Origin of the sequence: Kitasatospora sp. NPDC059812 (genome assembly GCF_042732075.1) — a bacterium.
Classification (GTDB): domain Bacteria; phylum Actinomycetota; class Actinomycetes; order Streptomycetales; family Streptomycetaceae; genus Kitasatospora.
Window position 1 is genome coordinate 126590 of the sequence record NZ_JBHWIO010000005.1, and the last position, 18216, is coordinate 144805.

Here is an 18216-nt window from a genome sequence, read left to right on the forward strand (position 1 = left end):
CCGGGCGCTGAGGCCCGCTCCGCGCGGGGCCGGAGGTCAGGTCGGCAGGTCCTCGTAGGCCCGGCGGAGGCGGTGGATCCCCTCGACGGCGTGCGCGGAGCTCTCGGCGGCGGCGTAGCTGAGGCGCAGGTGCGGGGCCGGGGGTTCGGCGGCGTGGTACGGGCGGCCGGGGGTGACCTGGACGCCGGCGCGCAGGGCGGCGGCGGTGAGGGCGGCGTCGTCGACGCCGTCCGGGAGCCGCAGCCACAGGTGGTAGCCGCCGGGCCGGTAGACGCCGAGCAGGCCGGGGAGTTCGCGGTGCAGGGCGGCGACGGTGGCGGTGCGGCGGGTCCGCAGTTCCGCCCCGAGGGCGCGCAGGTGGCGGGCCCAGCCGGGGTCGGCGACCAGTTCCAGCGTCGCCTCCTGGAGCGGCCGGGGCACGAAGAAGCTGTCCACCACCTGGGTGGCCCGGAGCCGGGCCAGGGCCGGGCCGCGCGCGGTGAGCGCGCCGACCCGCAGGTTGGGCGAGGCGGCCTTGGTCAGCGACCGCAGGTGCACCACGACCCCGTCCTGGTCGTCGGCGGCGAGCGGGCGCGGCAGCGCGGGGGCGTCCGCGTGGACGAGCAGGCGGGCGAAGTCGTCCTCGACGACGAACGCGCCGGCCGCCCGGGCGATCCGCAGCACCTCGGAGCGCCGGGTGGGTGAGAGCACCGCGCCGGTCGGGTTCTGGAACAGCGGCTGGCAGACGAAGACCCGCGCCCGGGTGGCCTCGAAGGCGTCGGCCAGCAGGTCGGTGCGCACGCCGTCGGCGTCGACCGGGACGGGGACGGGCCGCAGCCCGGCCGCGCGGACGACCGCCAGGATGCCCGAGTAGGTCGGCGACTCCACGAGGACGGGCGCGCCGGGCGCGGCGAGCGAGCGCATGGCCACGGTGAGCCCGCCCTGCCCGCCGGAGGTGATCAGGACGTTCCCGGCGCCGATCGGCCCGCCGGTGCCGCCGATGTCGCGGGCGAACCAGCCGCGCAGCTCGGTGAGGCCGTCGGTGGGCGGCCGGTTCCAGGCGCCCGGGCGCCGGCCGGCCCGGGCGAGGGCGGTGGCCAGCAGGCGTTCGGGCAGCAGCGAGGCGTGCGGGTAGCCGCTGTTGAGGTCGATGACGTCGGGCGGGGGCACGCGGAGGGTGGCGAACACCGGGGCGGCCAGCAGGTCGCGGGGGTCGGAGTCGGCGCTGAGCGCGACCTCCTGCCAGGAGAGGTCGCCGGGACGGGCGGCGGGCGCGGCGGTGCCGGCCGGGCGCCCGGCGAAGGCCGCCGCCCGGAACACCCCGGCGCCCGGTCGGGAGACCACCAGGCCCTCGGCCGCGAGGACCGCGATGGCCCGGGAGACCGTCACCGGGCTGACCTGATGGCGCTCCACCAGCACCCGGCTGGAGGGCAGCTTTCGCCCCTCCGGGTAGCGCTCGACCTCCCGCCGCAGCCTGTCGGCGAGTTCGGTCACACTGCTACGCTCGTTCATGACGGCACAAGATAGCGCTACCCACCCGTCGGCGGTAGCACCGCGAAGCCCCGCCTCCGGCACCGCTCTGGCCGCCCTCGGGGTGGCCTCCTTCTCCCTCAGCTTCCCCGCCACCGCGTGGGCCCTGGAGGGCTTCGGCCCGTGGACCGCGACCGGGCTGCGCGGCGCCCTGGCGGGAGTGCTGGCCGCGCTCTACCTGGTGGCCGTCGGCGCCCCGCTGCCGAAGCGGCGGCACTGGCCCGCCCTGCTGGTGGTGTCGGGCGGCTGCGTGCTGGGCTTCCCGCTGCTGACCACGCTCGCCCTGCGGACCTCCTCGACGGCCCACTCGGCCGTCGTCATCGGTGTCCTGCCGCTGGCCACCGCGGTGTGCGCGGCGCTGCGCACCGGCCGTCGGCCGTCCCGGGCGTTCTGGGCGGCGGCGGTGGCGGGGGCGGCGGCCGTCCTCGGCTTCACCCTGCTGCAGAGCCACGGTCGGCCGACCGTCGCGGACCTGCTCCTGTTCGTCGGGGTGGCGATCTGCGCGGCCGGGTACGCGGAGGGCGGGCGGCTCTCCCGGGACCTGCCGGGAGCCCAGGTGATCGCCTGGGCGGTGGTGGCCGCGCTGCCGGTGACGCTGCTGACCGCGGCCCTCGCGCTGCCCGCCGAGCCGGTCCACCTCGGGGCGAAGGCGCTGACCGGGCTGGCGTACACGGCGGCGGTGTCGCAGTTCGGCGGGTTCGTGCTCTGGTACCGGGGGATGGCGGAGATCGGGGTGCCGCGGGCCAGCCAACTGCAGCTCGCGCAGCCGCTGTTGACGCTGGTCTGGTCGGTGCTGCTGCTGGGCGAGGACCTGCCGGCGGCCGCACCCGTCACGGCGGTGGTGGTGCTGGTCTGCATCGCGGTCACCCAGCGGGTCCGGACCTGAGACGGGTCCGGGCGCGCGGACCACCGGGGCGTCAGAGCGTGGTGCCCTCCTGGGGGCGGTAGACGCAGAGCGCGCAGATGATGAAGACGTCCAGTGCGATCACCACGAGCGACCAGAGCGGGAAGTACGGCAGGACCAGGAAGCTGTCGAGGGCACTCAGCGAGGTGAAGAAGATACCGGCGTAGCGGGCCCAGGCGGCGCCCTTGAGCAGGAACGCGCCGGTCACCGCGACCAGCACGCCGACGACGATGTGGACCCAGCCCCAGCCGGTGAGGTCGAACCGGAAGACGTAGCGGGGGGTGTGGACGAAGAGGTCGTCGTTGGAGACCGCCATGATGCCCCGGAGGGCCTCCATGATGCCGTTGATCAGCATCAGCACACCGGCGAACATCACCAGGCCGGGCGCCCAGTCGCGGAACTCGTTGCCCGGCGTCGGCTGCGGTGTGCCGGGGGTGGTGCGCCAGGTCTGCCCGGGCTGTTCGGGGTCGGTGCGTCGGGGCTGCCCGGGCTGTTCGGGGTCGGTGCGTCGGGGCTGCCCGGGCTGCTCGGGGCCGGTGCGCGGGGGCTGCTCCGGCTGCGCGGGGTCGGGCGACGGGCTGCTCATGGACTCCTCCAGGGGCCGAACAGGCCTACGGGCGGACCGTACGGACTTCGACCGTCCGCCGGGCCGGGGCGCCGGGCAACCGGGCCGGGGCCGTTCGGGCGACGCGTCGAGGGCGGTGGAGGCGGGAAGCCCGGCGCGAACCGGTTCGCGCCGGGCCCGCGCTCGTTAGGATGAACGCGTGCCCCGTCGGCTACGGGGCGCGGCATCCGGAGGGAGTGGGCCGTCATGGCAGACGAGAGGCACGCCTCGGCGGCCGCGGAAGCGCCCGTCAGACGGCGCGGCCAGGGCGAGTTGGAGGCACAGGTGCTCGCTGTGCTCCAGCAGGCGCCCGGCCCGGCCACCGCGGGGTGGGTCCAGGAGCGCCTGGAGGGCGACCTGGCGTACACCACCGTGATGACCATCCTGTCCCGGCTGCACGCCAAGAGCGCCGTCTCGCGGTCCCGTTCGGGCCGCTCCTACCTGTGGCAGGCCTCCTCCGACGCGGCCGGGCTGGCGGCCCTGCGGATGCGCCGGATGCTCGACGGAGAAGCGGACCGGGACGCCGTCCTGGCCAGCTTCGTGAGCGCGTTGCTCCCGCACGACGAGGACCTGCTGCGGGCGCTGCTGGACGCCGCGTCCGTCGATCCGGCAGCGGCCGACCGTGAGAGCTGACCCGTGGGCTTCTTCGTCTTCCTCCCGCTCATCCTGCCGCTGACCGCGGTGCCGATCGCGCGTCTCACCGAGCAGCACCTGCACCCGCGCGGTGCGGCCCGGTTGATGACCGTGATCAGCGCGGTGATGGCGGTGTGCAGTGTGCTCTGCCTCGGCCTGATCGGCGTGGTGGGCACCGCGCAGATCCCCGGCAACCCGCTGCCGGACAGCTGGTCCGACCCGGAGGTGCGGGCCGCGCTGCCGTACCACGAGACGTTCGGGACGGCCGCGATGTGGCTGCTGGTCCTGGTGGCCGCGGCCTGTGTCCGGACGGTCGGCCGGCACCTGCGGGTGCGCTCCCGGGCCCGGCGGGCGCTGACCGGGCTGCCGGCGGGGCCGGAGTCGGCCGGTGACCTCGCGGTGCTGCCGGACCGCAGCCCGTACGCGTACGCGCTGCCCGGTTCGCCGGGGCGGGTGGTGGTCTCCACCGGGATGCTGGCCGGGCTGCCCGAGGACGAGCGGGAGGCGCTGCTCGCGCACGAGCGGGCACACCTGCGCCACCGCCACCACCGGTACCTGCTGACCACCCAACTGGCCGCCTGCGTCAATCCGTTCCTGCGGCCGCTGCAGTACGCGGTGGCGTTCAGCGCGGAGCGCTGGGCGGACGAGGAGTCGGCCCAGGAGGTGGGGGACCGCCGGATCACCGCGCGGGCGGTGGCCCGGGCGGCCCTGGTGTCGCACGCGGCGCCGGCGCCCGGCTTCGCGGCCTTCGCCGCCCCGGCACCCGCGCCCGGCCCGGTGCCGCGCCGGGTCGCCGCACTGCTGGGCCCGGTGCCGACGTCCCGCAACTGGCCCCCGGCGAAGACCCGGGCGGGCCTGGCCGCGATGGTCGCCGCGGCCGGTACGGCGGCGTCGGCGCTGTGCGCGCTCAACGCCGCCGTGGCCCTGCTGGTGGTGCTGAAGGCCGTCACCCCGCTGTAGATCAGGCGGTGGCGAGCGCGTCCAGGGCGGCCTCGGCGTCGGCCAGGGACTTCGCGGCGAGCGGCTGCAGCCCGGCCAGGGCGGGGATGTCGTCGGCGCGGGTGAGTTCGGCCGGGACGATGTGCAGGTGCTCGGCCGGGACGCCGAGCCTGGCGAAGTAGGCCCGCAGGTACGGGGTCTGGAAGTCGAAGGCCTCGCGCGGGGTGCCGGGGCCGTAGCCGCCGCCGCGGGCGGCCGCGACGACGACCCGGGTGCGGCGCAGCAGGCTCTCGCCGGTGGCCGGGTCGGTGTAGACGCCGGGGAAGCTGATCCGGTCGATCCAGGCCTTGAACACGGCCGGGACGGTGAGGTTGTACATCGGCACGCCGAGCAGCACGGTGTCGGCGGCGAGCAGCCGGTCGATCAGCGGGTGGGTGAGGGACCACTCGTGTTCCTCGTCCGGGCCTTCGGCGAGGGCGGCGATGTCGGAGGCCGGGATGGTCCCCTTGCGTTCGACGCGGCGGCCGAGCAGGGCGTACCCGGCGCCGATCGCGGCGACCGGTTCGGCGGCGAGGTCCCGGTAGACGTACCGGCCGGCGGTGCCGTGCCGGGCGCGCCAGGCGGCGGCGAACCGGGCGGTCAGCGCGCGGCTGACCGAGTCGCCGAGGCTGATGCTGGAGTCCAGGTGCAGCAGGGTGGTGGTGGTCACAGCGTTCTCCCGTCACTTCGGTGCTGGGTGGATCGTCATCGGTGTGACGGGCGGGGCCGAGGAAAGGTGACCGATGGACCGGGACGAGGTGCTGGCGGCGCGGTTCGAGGCCGAGCGGGGGCGGCTGCGGGCGGTCGCCCAGCGGATGCTCGGGTCGACGGGGGAGGCGGAGGAGGCCGTCCAGGAGGCGTGGCTGCGGCTGGACCGGGCCGGCCCGGACGAGGTGGACAACCTGCCGGGCTGGCTGACCACGGTGGTGTCGCGGATCTGCCTGGACGTGCTGCGGGCCCGCGCGGTGCGCCGTGAGGAGCCGGCCGGCGACGCGCTGCCGGACGGCCTGCCGGATCCGGCGGCCGGCGCGGGGGCCGAGGGAGCGGATCCGGAGCGGGAGGCGCTGCTGGTCGACTCGGTGGGCCGGGCGCTGCTGGTCGTGCTGGATCGGCTGGGGCCGGCCGAGCGGGTCGCCTTCGTGCTGCACGACGGCTTCGCGGTGCCGTTCGAGCAGATCGCGCCGATCGTCGGCCGGAGCCCGGTGGCCGCCAAGAAGCTGGCCAGCCGGGCCCGGCAGCGGGTGCGCGGGGCGGCCGCGCTGCCGCCGGAGCGGCTGGCCGGGCACCGGCGGGTGGTGGAGGCGTTCCTGTCCGCCGCCCGGGGCGGGGACCTGGCCGCGCTGCTGGCGGTGCTGGCGCCGGACGTGGTGCGTCGGGCCGATCCGGCCGCGCTGCCGGCCGGGCGTTCCCTGGTGGCCCGGGGCGCGGAGACGGTGGCCCGGGAGACGACGGTGTTCGGACGGCGGGCCCGGTTCGGCGCGGTGGCGCTGGTGGACGGGGTGCCGGGGATCGTGATCGCCCCGGGCGGGCGGTTGCGGCTGGTGCTGCGGGTGGCGGTGGCGGACGGCCGGGTGGCCGGCTACGAGGTGGTCGCCGACCCGGCGCGGCTGGCCGCCCTGGAGCTGGCCGTGCTGCCGGAGTGACCGGGTCGTGCCACTGGATCCGGCGGCCGTCAGCCCTCAGTCGTCAGCCCTCAGCCCTCAGCCGTCAGCCGTCCAGCTCCTCCCGGAGCTGGCGGAACTCGGCGGCCAGCGCGTCCAGCGTGTAGTGCGCGTTGAGCCCGCTCGGGTTGGGCAGCACCCACACCGCGGTGTCGCCGATGCCCTCCGGCTGGCGGCCGATCGCGGCCCGTCGTTGCCCGAAGGCCGTCCGGTAGGCGCCGATGCCGAGCACGGCCAGGACGCGCGGGCGCAGCCGCAGCACGCGCTCGGTGAGCGCGGCGCCGCCCTCGCGCAGTTCCTCGGCGGTCAGTTCGTCGGCCTTGGCGGTGGTGCGCGGGGCGACGTTGGTGATGCCCAGGCCGAGCGCGGGCAGTTCGCCCTGCTCGTCCGGGCGGAACTGGCGCGCGGTGAAGCCGGAGCGGTGCAGGGCGGGCCAGAAGCGGTTGCCGGGGCGGGCGAAGTGGTGCCCGGTGGCGCCGGACCACAGGCCCGGGTTGATGCCGCAGAACAGCACCCGCAGTCCGGGCCCGGTGACGTCCGGGATGGTGGTGTCCTTGGCCGCCTGGAGCTGTTCGGCGGTGGGCTTCACAGGAGGGAGGGGCTGGTTCGGCACCCGGCCAAGTCTGCCCGCTCCCTGATGAGCCGGGTACGCCGGTTCCGCAGCCGGCGCAGGCCCAACACCACCGCCGCCGCGTACGCCCAGCCCGCGAAGATGTCCACGATGAAGTGCTCGGCGCCGTACACCAGGGTGAACGCCATCGCGAGCGGATACGCGACCAGCAGTGCCCGCAGCCAGGGGCGGGCCGTCGGCCAGAAGAAGAACAGCAGCATCGCCGGGTAGGCGGAGTGCAGCGAGGGCATCGCGGCGACGTCGTTGGCGAACTGGCTGCCGTTCTCGACCAGCGAGTTGGCCTGCGGCAGCCCGCTGGTGGAGATCACGTCCCACACGACCCGGGTGAGCCCCGGCAGGTGGCCCTCCTGGGCGACCAGCCACGGCGGGTCGGCCGGGTAGAGCAGGTACGTGGCGAAGCCGGCGAAGGTGAGCAGCAGGTAGCAGGCGAGCAGTTGGCGGAACCGGTCGTGCCGGCGCCGCCAGAGCACCGCGAGCAGGACGAAGACCAGGAAGAAGTGCGAGAGGTAGACGACGGTCGCCGCGTAGTCGTACCAGTGCGGCGAGCCGGGCGTCCACAGCGCGTGCTGGAGCCGGACGGTCCAGGTCTCGCCGAAGCCGAGCACCTCGTCGGCGCGCAGTTGCGGCAGCCAGTGCGGGGCCCACGGGGTGTGCGCGCCGTAGCCGCGCAGCAGCGAGTACGTCCAGACCGCGGCCATCACCGGCACCCAGTCGCGCAGCACCAGCAGGAAGCCGCGGCGGCCGTGCCCGCTGTGCACGGCCGCCGTCAGCAGGGCACCGATCAGCCACAGGAACACCACGTCGTTGGCGAACGCCATGCCCTGGGTGCGCAGGAACCAGACGAGCGCGGTCAGGTAGACCGGCCAGGCCAGCAGCCGGAGTCTCGACAGGCCGGTACGACGGGGGCGGGCGGTCAGGGGTCGCAGTCGCCCGGCCCGCGCCGGGGTGGGCGGGGCCGGGCTGAGCAGCTTGGTCATGCTCACCGAAACTACCAACGCAAACTTGGAGGACGCTGGGTGAACCATGACTGCCTCGTAAGAAAATCGCACAGCAGGGCCGCCGTTCTGACGGCGGAGCAGCGGGGTGACGGCCCCGTCATGAGACGAAGCCCAGCTCGTGCGGGGTGTAGTCCTCGGTGGTGAAGGGTCGAGGCACGGTCGGGTCCTCCTCGAAAGCCGGGCGGGCTACTTGCGGACGGTGTCCTGCAAGTTGAGGTCGTCGATCTTGTCCTGGATCTCGGCGAGCCTGCCCGGGCAGTACACCGAGAGCACGATCGCCTCGGCCCGCACCGCGTCGCGGTCGGACAGCACCGGCCGTTGGCCCGGCCCGTCGGCGCCGTTGGACATGCCGGACGTCCACTGCGCCTGGGTCAGCGCGTTCGACGGGTTCGCGCAGACGGCGCCGCCGTCCTCGCCCAGGGTGTGCACGATCTGGTCCCGCGCGGGCACCGGATAGCCGGCCGAACCCAGCGCCCGGGCGAGCTGTCCGGCCTTGCGGTCGGCCTGGTCGGTGGCGTGCAGCCGGGTGAACGAGAGCAGGCCGGTGATCAGCATCGCGACCAGCAGCCCGATCGCCCCGAGGTAGATCCAGCGGTGCCGGGAGGCCATCAGGCTCGTGGTCATGCCGCACCGCCCGCGGCGCCGCGCAGCTCGGCCGACTCCTGCGCGGCCAGCTCCGCCGCCGCCTCCGGGGAGCGCCAGCCGGGCTTGCGCAGCCGCAGGAACAGGTACGGGACCAGCAGGCCGAGGACCAGCAGACCGCCGCCGACGATCCCGATGTACGTCCAGACGCTGCCGCTGCCGAACTGCGAGGACGGTACGAAGCCGATCGCCATCGCGCACGCCGAGGCGAGCAGCCCGACCACGCAGATCGGCACCAGCGCCGGGGCCCGGTAGCCGCGCGGGTGGTCCGGCCGGGTGCGGCGCAGCCGGATCGCGGCGGTGAACATCAGCAGGTAGACGATCAGGTACACCTGCGTGGTGATCACCGAGAAGATCCAGTACGCGCTGGAGACGTTCGGGATCAGCGCGTACAGCAGGGCGATCGCCGTGGTGACCACGCCCTGGGCGACCAGCAGGTTCTGCTGGACGCCCTCCCGGTTCAGCTTCTGCAGGAACGGCGGCAGGTAGCCCTCCTGCCGGGAGATCATCAACAGGCCCTTGGACGGCCCGGCCAGCCAGGTCAGCATGCCGCCGAGCGAGGCCGAGATCAGCGCCACCGCGATCACCGGGGTGAGCCAGCCGATGTCGAAGTACTGGAAGAAGGCGTCGAAGGCCTGCATCACGCCGGCCGTCAGGCTCAGCTCGCTGGACGGTACCACCCAGCTGATCGCCAGTGCCGGCAGGATGAAGATCAGCAGCACCATCGCGGACGCGGTGAACATCGAGCGCGGGAACTCCCGCGCCGGATTGCGCAGCGAGGAGACGTGCACCGCGTTCATCTCCATGCCGGAGTAGCTGAGGAAGTTGTTGACGATCAGCACCAGGCTGGCCAGGCCGGTCCACTGCGGCAGCAGGTGCGCGGAGTCCATCGGCGCGGCGGAGCCGTTGCCCTGGCCGAGGAAGACGAAGCCGAGCACCACCAGCAGCGTGCCGGGGATCAGCGTGCCGATCACCAGGCCCATCGAGGACAGGCCGGCCACGGCCTTCGTCCCGCGCGAGGAGACCCAGACGCCGGTCCAGTACAGCACCATGATCACCATGGCGGTGTACGGGCCGTTGCTGGCCAGCCTCGGGTTCACGACGTACGCGATCGTCGACGCCACGTACGCCAGCAGCGACGGGTAGTAGAAGATCGTCATCGCGAACTGGCACCAGACGGCGAGGAAGCCCAGCGGCTTCGACAGGCCCTCCGAGACCCAGCGGTAGACGCCGCCCTCCCAGCCGGACGCCAGCTCGGCGGAGACCAGCGCGGTCGGCAGCAGGAACACCAGCGCCGGGACGAGGTAGAGGAAGACGCAGGCCAGGCCGTAGACGGCCATGGTCGGGGCGGAGCGCAGGCTGGCCACCGAACTCGTGGTCATCAGGGCGAGCGTCAGCCAGGACATCCGGGGGGCGGTGACCACCCGGGCGGCCACCGAGCCGGTCCGCTCGCGGGTGGTCGGGGCGCCGGGGCTCCTCGGTCCACCGGGGCTCCCCCGGTCACCAGGGCCTCCCTGGCCGCCGGGGTCTCCCTGCTCACCAGGGTCGCTCGGGTCACCGGACCTGCTGGAACCGTCGGGGGCAGCGGCCTCGCCGGGGCCGCCCCGGCCGGGCGAGGGCGCGTCCGTGGAACCCATCTGTCCTCCTCCGGTACGGCCCCGGTCGGCTGCGCGACGTCCGGGCGGGAGGCGCCCCGGGCGCGGACGCCGCCCGGGAGGGCCCCGGGGCGGGCCGTACCCGGCCAGTTCACCCGGTTGCCGAGGACGCCGCATGCGGCGTGCACCCGCGCGGGTGAGCGACTGTCAGGGGCGGGCCGCCGGATCCTGAGGGGCCGGCCAGGCGGCGCGACGCAGCGTACGGCTCACGGTCGCGGGCAGCAGGGCGGCCGCGAGCAGGACGCTGATCGCGGCCAGCGCGACGGCGGGGGAGAGGTGGTCCAGCAGCAGGCCGCTGCCGAGCGTCCCGGCCGGCATGCCCGCGGTCAGCAGCGTCATGGTCGCCGCGATCACCCGGCCGCGGAGCTCGTCCGGTACCTGCCGGAACACCAGCAGGTCCAGCATCACCCGCAGGGCCGGAACGCCGATCCCCACCACGAACAGCGCGGCGAACACGGTGACCACCCCGCCCGGCAGCAGCGGTGCCAGCGACACCGGCACGGCGGTCCAGGCCACCACCAGCAGCAGGACGCCCGGCCCGGCCAGCCGGTGCAGCCGGGACACCAGGACCGTTCCGGCCAGCGCCCCGACCGCCTCGCCGGCCAGCGCCAGGCCGATCCCGGCGCTGCCCGTGCCGCCGTCCCGCAGCAGCACCATCACCGGCAGCATCAGGGCCGTCCCGGCGAGGTTGACCACCAGCAGGACGGCCAGGGCGGAGCGCAGCAGCGGGGAGGCGGCGAGCAGGCGGAACCCGGCCAGGGCGCCGCCGGACTCGGGGGCCGGCTCCGTGCCGCCCGGTTCGCGGTTCGGTTGTGCGGTGGCTTCGCCGCTCGGCTGCGCGTCGGTTTCGCCGCTCGGCTGTGCGGGGGCGGGGCGGCCGGGGAAGCGCACCACGAGCGCGGCCACCAGCGCGAGCAGGGAGGCGAGCGCGGTGCCGAGGAACGGCACCGCGCTGCCGAGCCCGTACAGGAAGCCGGCCAGCGGCGGACCGGCCAGCGCGGCCCCGGTCATCCGGGCCTCGTCCTGGGCGAGCGCCTGCGGCAGCTGCTCCGGCGCCACCACCGAGCGCAGCGCCAGCAGCCGGATCGGGCCGCTGTACGCGATGGTCGCCCCGACGGCGGCGGCGACGAGCAGCAGGTGGGCCAGGGTCAGCCGGTCGAAGGCCATGGCCACCGGGACGGTCGCCGTGACGAGCAGTCGGGCGGCGTCGGAGGCGATCAGCACCCGGCGGCGGTCGAGGCGGTCGGCGACCACGCCGCCGTGGACGCCCAGCAGCAGGGTCGTGACCATCTGTACGGCCCCGAAGGCCCCGGCGGCGGTGGAGGAACCGGTGAGCGCGAGGACCAGCAGGGGGAAGGCGGTGTCGCCGATCCGCATGCCGAGCGTCGCGGCGGCCTGGCCGGCCCAGAGCGCCTGGAAGCGCAGGTTCCGTCGCAGCGGGACGGGCGGCGTGGCCGCCCCGGCCTCCGCCGTCTTCCCTGCCTTCACCGTCGTCCTCGACTCGTCAGCCGCCGTTCTGTTCCCCGCCATGACCCACCCCGCCGTTCGCGCTTCCGACATCATTCATGTTGCCGTGAATGATGTCGGAAGCATGATTGGTTGCGCAAGGGTGAGCGCTCACCGGAGCGTGATTGCGTGCGGCGCGACCGATCTGCCAAGGTGGTGCCCGTGGCCGAGCACGATCTGGAACCCGCCGACGGCGGCGAGCAACCCACCACCTGGGTCAAGGAACGCCAGGTGGCCGACGTCGCCGTGCTCAAGGCACTGGCCGACCCGTTGCGGCTGGCCATCCTCGGCGCCCTGAAATCCGGCGAGGAACGCCCGCTCACCGCCAAGGAGATCGCCGCCGCGCTCGGCGAACCGCAGACCAAGCTCTACCGGCACATCAAGCAGCTGGAGAAGGCCGGGCTGGTCATCGTGGCCGGCACCCGGCTGGTCTCCGGCATCGTCGAAAGCCGCTACGCCGCCGCGCAGGAGTCGATCAGGCTCGCCCCGGAGATGTTCACCGCCGACTCCCCGGGCCGCTCCGAGGCGTACGACGCCATCCTGGCCGCCATCGACCGGGTCCGCGGCGACTTCCGGGCCCAGGTCCTCGGCGGGCGGCTGGACTTCAGCTCGCCCCGGGACGGATCGGTCGGGCCGCCCGGTCTGTTCGTGCACTCGACGCTGCGGCTCAGCCCGGACCGGCTGATCCGGCTGCGGACCCAACTCGCCGCAGTCATCGACGAACTGAACGCGGAAGCGCCCAGCACGGCCGAGGACGCGGTGGACGTGACGGTCTTCACCCTGCTCTACGGACTCCAGCCGGGCACGGAATCATAAACTCCGCGCCGACTGTCGGTGCGGTGGGACACGATGACCGGCATGTCCTATGAACTCCAGGCCCTGATAGGAACATTCGAGCTGCTGGCGGTGGCCGCGGCAGAAACCTCGGCGGCCCGGGTGGTGCCGCTGGCGCAGGGGCTGGCCCTGATACCGGTCACCCCCGCGGTGCTCTCCGCCCTCCAGACCGACGGCGGCTCGACGAAGCCCGCCGAGGCGGCCGGCTTCGGCTGGCACCCGGGCGGCTTCGAACTCCGGCTGGCCGCCTGGTCCAAGGCGGGCCCGATCGCCTGCATCGAGGCCGAGTACTTCGGCGGCAGCGGCACCCAGCGCGCCGCCGTCTGGGAGAACGGCCGGATCGTCCTCGGCCCGCTCACCAAGGGCGAGTTCGAACCCTTCCCGCCCGAGGGCTCCCCGATCTCCCGCGCCCTGCGGCGGATCGGCGCCCGCACCGAGGCCGGCCGGGTGGACGAGTTCGCGTCCGTCGGCCTGTCCGCCCACCGCGGCACCAGCGGCTGGGCGGCGGCCGACTGACCCGTCGTCGGGTGGCTCATCGTCGGCCAGCTGCCGCGCGCCGTTCGGCGTAACTGCGGTGGCTGCGTCAGGAATGCTGCCCCACCGTGTGGAGCAGGCGATCCTGCCTGACTCGCACTTGAGAGGAAGCAGTACCCATGCGTGCCACCCGGATGGTCGCCGCGCTGATCGCGGCCCTCGCGTTGACCGTGGTCACCACGGCGTCCGCCACCGCCGCCGGTCACGAAGCCGCGGCCTCGCGTACCACCCTCGCCTCCGCCCCGAACCCCGCCGCCATCCCGGCGCCCGCCGACGTGGCGGTCTCCGCCCCGCTCCTGCCGGCGGACCTCGCCCTGCCCGCCGACCTGGCCCTGCCGACCGTCCCGGTGCCCGCCGCCCCGGCCCTGCCCGCGACCCCGGACCCGAGCGCGGCCCTCGGGATTCTCGGCGACGTCATCAACCAGATCGCCGGCCTGCTCGCGGAGACCACGTCCACCACCCCCGACCCCGCAGCCGTCCAGCAGCTCGTCGCCACCCTTCAGGCCACCCTGCAGAGCCTGATCGCCCAGCTCCCGGCCGCCCTGACGGCGACCGCCCCGACCCGGGCCAAGACCTCCGGCCCGGCCACTCTGCTGGACCAGCTCGCCACCTTGCGCGCCCAGGCCCAAGCCCTCGCCACGGCCACCCACCCCCACCCCGCCGCCGGCTGACCCCACCCACGCGAAAGGCCCCGCCCCCGGGAGCTCAAACTCCCGGGGGCGGGGCCCTTCCGCACAACCCTCCAGGGGTCAGCGGTAGTTCACGTACTGGATCGCGAAGTCCAGGTCCTTGCCCTTGAGCAGGGCCTGCACGGTCTGCAGGTCGTCGCGGCTCTTCGAGCTGACCCGCAGCTCGTCGCCCTGGACCTGAGCCTTGACGCCCTTCGGGCCCTCGTCACGGATGATCTTCGCGACCTTCTTGGCATCCTCCGTGGAGATGCCCTCCTTGATGTCCGCGAAGATCTTGTACTCCTTGCCGGACAGCTGCGGCTCACCGGCGTCCAAGGCCTTGAGCGACAGTCCGCGCTTGATGAACTTGCCCTGTAGGACGTCCAGGATGGCCTTCACGCGCTCCTCGCCGTTGGCCTTCATCTCGATCTTCTCGCCGGAGCGGCTGATCTCGCCGCCGACGCCCTTGAAGTCGAAACGGGTGGCGATCTCACGGGAGGTCTGGTTGATCGCGTTGTCGACCTCCTGCCACTCGACCTTCGAGACGATGTCGAAACTGGAGTCGGCCATGGGTGTTGGTCTCCTTGATGTTCTGGCTTCACTGGCACGGCCTGCCCCACCGGGCGTCCGCCTCCCCAGCCTATCCAGCGGCACCCCGCCCCCGCCCCCGACAGCCACGCCGTGGCCCTTGATCATCACGTGACCTATCGAGTGGCGGAGCACCCCCCGGCATCAGGTATTGTTTACGAAGTCGAACGGGGCGTACGCCCCGGGGGACAAGATCCTGGCTGGTTGCCCGAGCGGCCAAAGGGAGCAGACTGTAAATCTGCCGCGCAAGCTACGCAGGTTCGAACCCTGCACCAGCCACAGGATAGAGAAGGGCCCGTGATCTGCGGAAACGCAGACTGCGGGCCCTTCTTCGTTTTCTTGAAGCGAGGAACGAGCGGCGCCCCATTTGAGTGGCTTGTCTCACTCTGTTCCGCCCGAATCCCAGCGCTGATCAGCGCATTCGGACCAGCTGCGGACCAGGATCCAGGGCCGGCGGCGCCGGACGGTTCGGGTTGAGCCGCTTCGAGATCAACTCGTTCGCGTACTCGACGGTGCCGTGCAGGCACTTCGCGTAGACCCGCAGCATGACGGCCACGCCTCCGTCGGGCCGACTCCGGAGTTCAGCCCGAGCGAGATCCCCGCGTGCCGCAGGTCGTACGGCCGCTTGCCGAGCTTCGTCGCGCAGTCGGCCGGCGCCAGCACCTCGGCCTGGGCCCGCTGCCAGACGACCCCTCTAGACCCGGATGACCTCGCCCCCGTATCAGCAGGTCGGCAGCTCTCTGCGGGCCTCGATCCTCATGAAGAAGCCGGGCTTCGAGACCGGCGACAAGCTGCCCTCTGACCCCGAGCTGGCGAAGCACTTCGGCGTGGCGCGCGGCACGATGGACAAGGCGCTCGACCTGCTCCGCACCGAGGGGTTGATCGTGACTCGGCAGGGGAGCGGCTCGTTCGTGCGGGAGCGCACCTCCCGGCCGGTCGGGCTGCGGCCTCACCTCGAAGCGGCCTTCGAGCAGCAGCAGGTGACCCTCGACTTCGCCGGGTTCTCCAGCGAGACGCTGCACAACGCGCTGCAGGAGCCGCTCGACAAGGTTCGCTCCGGCCGGCTGGCCCCGGAGTCCATCACGGTCCGCTTGCTGCTACCGGACACCACGGCGCCGATGGCCGTGCCAGTGCTCGTCGACGGGCTCCAGGACGAAGCCGCCCTCCGGCAGCGCGCCCGCAACATCGCCCTGACGAACGCCGTCGGCATCGCGCACTCGGTGGAGATGCTGGCCGAGCTGGGCCTGGTCCAGAAGGCGAGCGTCCAGGTCAAGGTGCACCGGGCGTCCAGCCTGTTCAAGCTGTACATCCTGAACCGGTCGGAGGCGCTCTTCGGCTTCTACCCGCTCCGCGAGCGCACCGTGGCGATCGACGACACCGCCCACACCTTCTACGACGTCACCGGCAAGGACACCACCCTGTTCCACCACGCCGCCGGCCCGGACGACGCCTCGCTCGGATCGCAGTACGTCCAGCAGGCCCAGATGTGGCTCGACAGCGTGTGGAGCACGATCGCCTACGAGCGGCAGCCATGACCGCCACACCTCAGCAACTCGCCGACGTACTGCGGCCGGTGAAGCACGTGCTCCTCGACTTCGAAGGCCCGGTCTGACTGCATCTTCATCGGAGATGCGGTTCGGGGTGTAGAAGCGGGAGACGCGGCTGGCATCCCTACAATCGGCTATGCCAACAAACCTGGGAAGGATACCAAGCTAGCGGCTGGTGGAGCCGTAGTTGTTGTGGACTCTATGCAGCTTGTTGCTGAAGGGGTCGCCTGATCGACAGGTGGATTAGGGCGTCCAATGGGTTCACCCTTCAGGGGGGGGGCAGATCTTCCATCTAGCCGTATACCTATTTCAGGCCTGAGGGCGGATGAGGCCGCCCGTCGAATTTGAGGGTGCTGCGCCACTTAACAGTTCCCCAGGCTAGAATGGCGGCTCATCGTTTGCTGCATGCGCCAGATTCGAGAGCTCTTTTAGATCTATCCTGTCAAAGTGTTCGGCGTATTTTTCGTGCATCCCGTAGGGGATTCCGGAAATCATGGCTGCCAGTATCGCCTCTCGAATTTCTGGCGATTCGTCTTCGGCTTGCCTTGCAATCGTTGCCATCCTAACGGGTCCTGTTTCTGCCGCGCCCTTCAGGATGGTGTTTCGATCGTCGGATTCTTTGAGGGCATCCAGGAGTCGGACTACGTCGTAAACGTGGTTTTCGGATCGGTGCTTACCGACCAGCTTGTAGAGCAGCCGGGCGTCGACTGCCAGGCTTGCCGAACGAAGTCGGTTGGCGGCATCCCTCAGGGTTTTTGGGAGGTGCCATGTTGCGGTCCACTTTATGAAGTAGGGTGCATAGGCTCCCATGTGAGCCCTGCGTAGTCCGACAATGATCGGAGCAATATGCGTGGGCGAGTGCTGCCGTGCCGAGTGCACTAGGAGCTTGTTGATGCTCTGATCAATGCGCACCTCGCCCGTGGACCACGGTGAGGGATCCGGCTCCTCTGGGGGGAATTTCTCATGGAGGGCCGATATGTTTCGAATGAGATTCTCTGGCGCGTCCTTGGCTATCTGCTGCAACAGTTCTGAGGTGTCCATTTGGACTTGCCTCATGGACTCTATGACATGCGGAAGCCATTTGAATGCTTCGATTGATGGCGTTTCCTTGATGAGTAGGACTATGTCGTCCATTCCTGCGTGGCGAAATGGCGCGAGGTCCAGGGCGGACTGATGCGTCTTGTCGGTCGAGCCCTTGGGGGGTGCTTCGGCTGATTTTGGCAGACGCGTCTCCTGATTTTCCGTGGCCCTATCCCTCCAGGCTTTGGTGTCGTATTCGTTGGGCGCAAGTGGAAATCCTGTAGATCTGGCATATTCTGCCAGCGCCTCTACTATGGATAGAACCTGAGAGGCCGTTGCGGGGCTTTTCCCGGATATCTTGTCCTGAACCGTCGACCTTGCCATCTGGTATTTCCTCCCCTGGCTGGCGATCAGCCGAGTGATCTCCCTGATGGAGGGGCTGCCTGCCTTGAGACGCAGGCTGCGAAGTTGTTCGGCGATATCGGCGTTCATGAGGTTCCCCACCCGTCCGCAGCCGTCCGTAAGTGTCCGGACTCGTCCGTAGATGTCCGGCGATAGTGAAGAAACTCTAGGTCACAGCCCTGCTGGGCGTCCGGGCTTTGCCGAAGGTGTCCGTCCGCCTCGCCACGTCGTACTCGGACACGTTTGATTGAAGTAGCCCAAGTGCGGCTAAACGCATAAGCGTGATAAGAGTCATGAATGGTTGGAAATGGCGAATAAAGGACGAAGCTGGGCATATGTCACAATGACAGTTTTGGTGGCTGGCATTTCGAACGGGCGTTCTGCGGAGGACTTGCGAGTGATGGGCTTTGCCGTGTTCGCAGTAGCCGCTCTCTTCTACTTGGGTGGGCGAGGTGAGCAGTGACGCGACCTGCGTGAAGGAGATCGCGGCGGTGGCCAAGCGGGCCGTCGACGCCGAGGCGGGGTCGACGGCGCGGGCAGAGTTCCTGGCCACGATGGAGCAGGCGGAGATCCAGCGGTCGGCGCTCTTCGAGACGCTCGTCCTGCTGGCGTGTCCGGCCGCGGTGGAGGCGGCGAAGACGGTCAACGCCGCGCTGTGGGAGTCCGAGGTCGCTGCCCGCGAGGATGCCGGCGTGCCCGACGGTGCCGTCCTGATCGAGTTGCTCAACGCTTACCACTCGCAGGCCCGGCTCGACCTCGGCGTCGGCAACCCGGCTGGCGGAGCGTGATCAGGAACACAGAAGGGCCGGTCCGGGCAGCGGAGAGCGCGGGGCGGGGACGCGCAGTGGGGTGTTTGGGGTGTGGGGGGGGGGGTGGTGGGTGAGGAAAAGTGGAAGGGACAA

20 protein-coding genes and 1 tRNA gene are annotated in these 18216 nt (G+C 71.9%); 10 read left to right on the forward strand and 11 right to left on the reverse strand.

What is annotated here, in order from left to right:
* Positions 1-36: 36 nt before the first annotated feature.
* Positions 37-1491 (reverse strand): PLP-dependent aminotransferase family protein, encoded by a 1455-nt coding sequence (locus ACFV6D_RS04355; RefSeq protein ID WP_380558295.1) that lies wholly within the window; start codon positions 1489-1491, stop codon positions 37-39.
* On the opposite strand from ACFV6D_RS04355, the gene ACFV6D_RS04360 reads away from it, so the two are divergent.
* Positions 1490-2395: a DMT family transporter gene (locus tag ACFV6D_RS04360; RefSeq protein ID WP_380558298.1), complete on the forward strand. Its 906-nt coding sequence runs from the start codon at positions 1490-1492 to the stop codon at positions 2393-2395. The genes ACFV6D_RS04355 and ACFV6D_RS04360 overlap by 2 nt on opposite strands.
* Positions 2396-2426: 31 nt before the next feature.
* On the opposite strand, the gene ACFV6D_RS04365 is transcribed toward ACFV6D_RS04360, so the two are convergent.
* Entirely contained in the window at positions 2427-2999 is a 573-nt protein-coding gene (locus ACFV6D_RS04365; protein ID WP_380558301.1) for a hypothetical protein, read from the reverse strand.
* 225 nt (positions 3000-3224) lie between these two features.
* Between ACFV6D_RS04365 and ACFV6D_RS04370 the strand changes: the two genes are divergently transcribed.
* Both ACFV6D_RS04370 and ACFV6D_RS04375 read left to right on the forward strand, forming a co-directional pair.
* Entirely contained in the window at positions 3225-3650 is a 426-nt protein-coding gene (locus ACFV6D_RS04370; protein ID WP_063348908.1) for a BlaI/MecI/CopY family transcriptional regulator, read from the forward strand.
* A 3-nt stretch (positions 3651-3653) separates the two neighbouring features.
* A complete protein-coding gene (locus ACFV6D_RS04375) occupies positions 3654-4610 on the forward strand; it encodes a M48 family metalloprotease (protein ID WP_063348909.1) in 957 nt (318 codons plus the stop codon).
* A 1-nt stretch (position 4611) separates the two neighbouring features.
* On the opposite strand, the gene ACFV6D_RS04380 is transcribed toward ACFV6D_RS04375, so the two are convergent.
* Positions 4612-5298 carry an FMN-dependent NADH-azoreductase gene (locus ACFV6D_RS04380; protein WP_380558304.1) on the reverse strand — a complete coding sequence of 229 codons (687 nt, stop codon included), beginning with the start codon at positions 5296-5298 and terminating at the stop codon, positions 4612-4614.
* A gap of 73 nt (positions 5299-5371) precedes the next feature.
* On the opposite strand from ACFV6D_RS04380, the gene ACFV6D_RS04385 reads away from it, so the two are divergent.
* A complete protein-coding gene (locus ACFV6D_RS04385; protein WP_380558307.1) occupies positions 5372-6271 on the forward strand; it encodes a sigma-70 family RNA polymerase sigma factor in 900 nt (299 codons plus the stop codon).
* A gap of 64 nt (positions 6272-6335) precedes the next feature.
* On the opposite strand, the gene mug is transcribed toward ACFV6D_RS04385, so the two are convergent.
* The 5 genes from mug to ACFV6D_RS04410 form a co-directional block, all read right to left on the reverse strand.
* Positions 6336-6902, reverse strand: coding sequence for a G/U mismatch-specific DNA glycosylase (mug, locus tag ACFV6D_RS04390; protein WP_380558310.1), 567 nt, complete (start codon positions 6900-6902; stop codon positions 6336-6338).
* Positions 6875-7897: a phosphatase PAP2 family protein gene (locus ACFV6D_RS04395; RefSeq protein ID WP_380558313.1), complete on the reverse strand. Its 1023-nt coding sequence runs from the start codon at positions 7895-7897 to the stop codon at positions 6875-6877. The genes mug and ACFV6D_RS04395 overlap by 28 nt, the downstream gene beginning before the upstream one ends.
* A gap of 207 nt (positions 7898-8104) precedes the next feature.
* Entirely contained in the window at positions 8105-8542 is a 438-nt protein-coding gene (locus ACFV6D_RS04400) for a hypothetical protein (protein ID WP_063348912.1), read from the reverse strand.
* Entirely contained in the window at positions 8539-9966 is a 1428-nt protein-coding gene (locus tag ACFV6D_RS04405) for an APC family permease (protein WP_380558364.1), read from the reverse strand. Before ACFV6D_RS04405 ends, ACFV6D_RS04400 begins: the two co-directional genes overlap by 4 nt.
* 396 nt (positions 9967-10362) lie before the next feature.
* Entirely contained in the window at positions 10363-11703 is a 1341-nt protein-coding gene (locus ACFV6D_RS04410) for an MFS transporter (RefSeq protein ID WP_380558316.1), read from the reverse strand.
* 180 nt (positions 11704-11883) lie between these two features.
* On the opposite strand from ACFV6D_RS04410, the gene ACFV6D_RS04415 reads away from it, so the two are divergent.
* From ACFV6D_RS04415 to ACFV6D_RS04425, 3 genes are all read left to right on the forward strand, one after another.
* Positions 11884-12537 (forward strand): ArsR/SmtB family transcription factor, encoded by a 654-nt coding sequence (locus ACFV6D_RS04415; protein WP_380379395.1) that lies wholly within the window; start codon positions 11884-11886, stop codon positions 12535-12537.
* A 42-nt stretch (positions 12538-12579) separates the two neighbouring features.
* Positions 12580-13071, forward strand: a complete 492-nt coding sequence (locus ACFV6D_RS04420; RefSeq protein WP_380558319.1) for a hypothetical protein — start codon at positions 12580-12582, stop codon at positions 13069-13071.
* A gap of 137 nt (positions 13072-13208) precedes the next feature.
* Entirely contained in the window at positions 13209-13760 is a 552-nt protein-coding gene (locus ACFV6D_RS04425) for a hypothetical protein (protein ID WP_380558322.1), read from the forward strand.
* Positions 13761-13838: 78 nt separating this feature from the next.
* On the opposite strand, the gene ACFV6D_RS04430 is transcribed toward ACFV6D_RS04425, so the two are convergent.
* On the reverse strand, positions 13839-14327 hold the full coding sequence (locus tag ACFV6D_RS04430; RefSeq protein WP_063348915.1) for a YajQ family cyclic di-GMP-binding protein: 489 nt from the start codon (positions 14325-14327) through the stop codon (positions 13839-13841).
* A 216-nt stretch (positions 14328-14543) separates the two neighbouring features.
* Between ACFV6D_RS04430 and ACFV6D_RS04435 the strand changes: the two genes are divergently transcribed.
* Positions 14544-14624: transfer RNA gene (locus tag ACFV6D_RS04435), tRNA-Tyr, on the forward strand.
* A gap of 133 nt (positions 14625-14757) precedes the next feature.
* On the opposite strand, the gene ACFV6D_RS04440 is transcribed toward ACFV6D_RS04435, so the two are convergent.
* Complete coding sequence (locus tag ACFV6D_RS04440; RefSeq protein WP_380558324.1) at positions 14758-14901, reverse strand: hypothetical protein; 144 nt, start codon at positions 14899-14901, stop codon at positions 14758-14760.
* Positions 14902-15049: 148 nt separating this feature from the next.
* Here ACFV6D_RS04440 and ACFV6D_RS04445 point away from each other — a divergent pair, with 148 nt between their 5' ends.
* On the forward strand, positions 15050-15880 hold the full coding sequence (locus tag ACFV6D_RS04445) for a GntR family transcriptional regulator (RefSeq protein WP_380558327.1): 831 nt from the start codon (positions 15050-15052) through the stop codon (positions 15878-15880).
* Positions 15881-16270: 390 nt separating this feature from the next.
* On the opposite strand, the gene ACFV6D_RS04450 is transcribed toward ACFV6D_RS04445, so the two are convergent.
* Complete coding sequence (locus tag ACFV6D_RS04450; protein ID WP_380558330.1) at positions 16271-17404, reverse strand: hypothetical protein; 1134 nt, start codon at positions 17402-17404, stop codon at positions 16271-16273.
* A gap of 362 nt (positions 17405-17766) precedes the next feature.
* On the opposite strand from ACFV6D_RS04450, the gene ACFV6D_RS04455 reads away from it, so the two are divergent.
* Positions 17767-18102 (forward strand): hypothetical protein, encoded by a 336-nt coding sequence (locus ACFV6D_RS04455; protein ID WP_380558333.1) that lies wholly within the window; start codon positions 17767-17769, stop codon positions 18100-18102.
* Positions 18103-18216: the final 114 nt, after the last annotated feature.

Coding starts and splice junctions, on each gene's coding strand:
- ACFV6D_RS04450 (WP_380558330.1), bottom strand. CDS start 17,404: ATGAACGCCGATATCGCCGAACAACTTCGCAGCCTGCGTCTCAAGGCA.
- ACFV6D_RS04420 (WP_380558319.1), top strand. CDS start 12,580: ATGTCCTATGAACTCCAGGCCCTGATAGGAACATTCGAGCTGCTGGCG.
- ACFV6D_RS04385 (WP_380558307.1), top strand. CDS start 5,372: ATGGACCGGGACGAGGTGCTGGCGGCGCGGTTCGAGGCCGAGCGGGGG.
- ACFV6D_RS04445 (WP_380558327.1), top strand. CDS start 15,050: ATGACCTCGCCCCCGTATCAGCAGGTCGGCAGCTCTCTGCGGGCCTCG.
- ACFV6D_RS04365 (WP_380558301.1), bottom strand. CDS start 2,999: ATGAGCAGCCCGTCGCCCGACCCCGCGCAGCCGGAGCAGCCCCCGCGC.
- ACFV6D_RS04355 (WP_380558295.1), bottom strand. CDS start 1,491: ATGAACGAGCGTAGCAGTGTGACCGAACTCGCCGACAGGCTGCGGCGG.
- ACFV6D_RS04360 (WP_380558298.1), top strand. CDS start 1,490: ATGACGGCACAAGATAGCGCTACCCACCCGTCGGCGGTAGCACCGCGA.
- ACFV6D_RS04400 (WP_063348912.1), bottom strand. CDS start 8,542: ATGACCACGAGCCTGATGGCCTCCCGGCACCGCTGGATCTACCTCGGG.
- ACFV6D_RS04395 (WP_380558313.1), bottom strand. CDS start 7,897: ATGACCAAGCTGCTCAGCCCGGCCCCGCCCACCCCGGCGCGGGCCGGG.
- ACFV6D_RS04405 (WP_380558364.1), bottom strand. CDS start 9,966: ATGTCCTGGCTGACGCTCGCCCTGATGACCACGAGTTCGGTGGCCAGC.
- ACFV6D_RS04430 (WP_063348915.1), bottom strand. CDS start 14,327: ATGGCCGACTCCAGTTTCGACATCGTCTCGAAGGTCGAGTGGCAGGAG.
- ACFV6D_RS04370 (WP_063348908.1), top strand. CDS start 3,225: ATGGCAGACGAGAGGCACGCCTCGGCGGCCGCGGAAGCGCCCGTCAGA.
- ACFV6D_RS04425 (WP_380558322.1), top strand. CDS start 13,209: ATGCGTGCCACCCGGATGGTCGCCGCGCTGATCGCGGCCCTCGCGTTG.